Annotated in this window: 2 protein-coding genes; both read right to left on the bottom strand. The window is 59.9% G+C overall.

Translation table 11 applies throughout. From position 1 onward, the window contains the following. Positions 1 to 358: 358 nt before the first annotated feature. The gene (locus tag WBQ44_RS01400; protein WP_495564950.1) at positions 359 to 1906 is read right to left on the bottom strand and encodes a sugar transferase; all 1548 of its coding nucleotides are present in this window, start codon (positions 1904 to 1906) and stop codon (positions 359 to 361) included. Positions 1907 to 2442: 536 nt separating this feature from the next. Next, a partial coding sequence (locus tag WBQ44_RS01395; RefSeq protein WP_495564949.1) for a UDP binding domain-containing protein occupies positions 2443 to 2985 on the bottom strand: 543 nt, incomplete at its 5' end.

The raw sequence follows: 2985 nt of genomic DNA, 5'->3' as shown, positions 1-2985 counted from the left end.
TGATGTAGATCCCTCACCGGTGATGCTTGGTTGCAACCTTCAGCCCTCTTCCGACAAAATTCGCTAGCCCAGTGCACAGTCTCTGGGCACGTCTCAATCCAACATTCAGTACTCGCCGCCGCTTGCGACCACCGCGCGCGAGCTCGTTGCTCGCGCGCAGAACAGTTTGTGACCAGAAATACCCGCTCTAGGGGAGGGATTAGCCCCACTCTGTGTTGAAGGTTGCCCAGGTCGGGGATCTCTGTCCCCACCAAGCGCGGGAATGTCACCGACTAGAAGCACCGCCGGTACGAAAAGTCTGCTTTCGCCAGTCCCGCACCTAGCGCAGCTTGTTCCCGTTAACGCATAATGCACAGCCCTAATACGCTCCGGAACTTCCTGTCACCGCTTTAACTGTCTTCGCAATGATCAGCAAATCACTGACCATTGACCAGTTCTCGACGTATGACAGATCCAGGCGGACAGTCTCGTCCCACGATAGATCAGAACGCCCGCTAACCTGCCAGAGACCTGTGATGCCGGGTTTGACGAGGAGGCGCCGGCGCACTTCACCATCGTAGGTTTCGACTTCACGCCGCAGCGGCGGCCGTGGCCCGACAACGCTCATTTCCCGCTTCAGAACGTTGAAGAACTGAGGCAGCTCGTCGATGCTGAACCGTCGCATGAACTTGCCGACCTTTGTGACCCTCGGGTCGTCGCGCATCTTGAACAGCACGCCGCCTTCGCTCTCGTTCTGAGCAAGCAGGTCGGCCACCTGGTTGTCGGCGTTCTGCACCATGCTGCGGAACTTGATCATCGAAAACGGCTTGCCGTCGATCCCCATGCGTTCGGACTTGTAGAACACAGGTCCGCGACTCGAGACCTTGACCGCGAACGCCGCGGCCAACAGGATCGGCGCGATCACAATCAGCACTGCGGCGGCGAAGAGGAAGTCGAACGCAGTCTTGCTGAAGCGTGTTGCTCCGTTGTACTGCGGCTTCTCCACGTGAATCAGGGGGAAACCCGCTACGGGTCGCATCACGAGACGCGGGCCGGCCACGTCGACGACGCCAGGGGCGACGACGAGGTCAACGTTTTTCTTTTCCAGGTCCCACACCATTTTGCGAATGCCTTTGGTCCCGAGATGCTCAGTGGCTGTGACGGCGACAGTGTCGGCGCCAGACGCTTCGATGGCCTCGACCACGCTGTATTCGTCTCCGAGCACGGGGATCTCGTACCCCTCGACGGTGATCGGATCGCGTTCCGGCTCGAAGCCAGGCAAGCACATACCCACAACGCTGTAGCCCGCCGATGGTGAGCGCTCGAACTGCTTGGCCATGGATACCGCAGCCTTGCGACTACCGACGATGAGAACCGCGGTTTGGTACTTACCCTTGCTGCGGTTGGTAGCCACCTTCTTGCGCCATAGCCAACGACTGATGAGCAAGCCGATCAGCCCGATCGGCAGTGCGATCGCCAGGTACAGGCGCGCGATGTCCACCTTGAACAATAAGGAGAGGATGGCGATGACGCCGAACAGGCGGAAGGTGGCGGACACGATGCGCCGATACTCTTCCGCTCCATTACCGATCACGCGAGGGGAACGGGTCCGGAAGATTGCGAGGAACGCCACCCACAGGGCGACCAGCCCGACGGACACACCTGTGTAGCTGATGAAAGCTCCGGTGCCCTCGGTCTGGAGTTCGCCGAAACGGATGAACTGCGCAGTCAGCACGGCTGCGATGACGACGAGCACGTCGGTTACACGCAGCCTGTCGACGTACTGATGTTCCCAAATCCGACGTGAGGTCAACCGTCGCGCACGCCAGGTGGGCCTGTCTCTGGCTCCGCGTGTTTGTTGCACTGATCCGAGTGTCGCCACCGACTCCCCCTTCTCGCTCGCCCCGCAGCGTCGATCAACGTGCATTGTGTTGTTCTGTTTGCGCGTCTACTTTGACGCAGATGCTTAGCCCATTGCTCGAGCCTTAAAATTTTCGCACGCAATCGGACCCGAGTCTGCCCGAGTGGGTCACATCACAAGTTGATTACGTCTCTGTATTGGTTTATCACATTTGCAACCGATGCCGCACTGCGCGACAAATCCAACCATGGGGTTAGTCGACCTGCCGTCCAGTTTCGTTACAGCAGCATGCAAGGCATGCAGTTTCCCCGAATTGAACGGCAGCGCGCCAGGTTTCGAAGCTCCACCCGGTTAACGCCCTGGCTAGGGTCCCCGTAACCCGCGAGCAACATTCTCTGTAAACGCCATTCGTCTCAACCCGTGAAAGCGATCCAGAACCGGGTTGCTCCGGCAGTTCTTGCTTCTCGATCGGCCACTCTGCCCGCTTCGAATACGTTCTGCAAACGCGGCGACCGCTATTGTCGTTCAAGTGAATGACTCGAATTTCTGGGAATTCGATCGTGGTCGACAGGTTTCGTCCCAGCCCGGTAGCCGGAGAGCGGTCAGGGACGTCCCAAACCGCGGTAGGTCCAGCCTGCTGCCCGCCATTCGAGGGGATCGAGACAATTTCGGCCGTCGATCAAGGTTCTGGTCCGAACTGCGCCGTCCAGGTCCGCGGGCTTCAATGCCTTGAACTCCGCCCACTCGGTGAGCACGAGCACCACGTCGGCGCCCTCACAGGCTTCAAGAGTGGATGCGCTGTAACCCAAGGTTGGGAACAGCGCTCGCGAGTTGTCCATCGCTTTGGGGTCGTACACGTTGACCGCAGCGCCCTGGAGTTGGATCTGCCCGGCCACGTTCAGAGCCGGGGAATCACGGACGTCATCGGAGTCGGGCTTGAACGCCGCTCCCAGGACGCCGACGCGGGCGCCCAGCAGCGATCCACAGGCTTCGCGAGCGAGTTCGACCATTCGGGTGCGTCGGCGCATGTTGATGTTGTCGACCTCGCGCAGGAAGGTGAGCGCCTGGTCAGCGCCCAACTCACCCGCGCGAGCCATGAACGCACGAATATCCTTGGGCAAGCATCCGCCGCCGAAACCAATACC

The sequence above is a fragment of the Rhodococcus sp. (in: high G+C Gram-positive bacteria) genome, assembly GCF_049591685.1.
Taxonomy (GTDB): Bacteria; Actinomycetota; Actinomycetes; order Mycobacteriales; family Mycobacteriaceae; genus Rhodococcoides.
The sequence above is the reverse complement of the archived record's forward strand: the minus strand, read 5'-3'. Positions and strand labels throughout refer to the sequence as shown.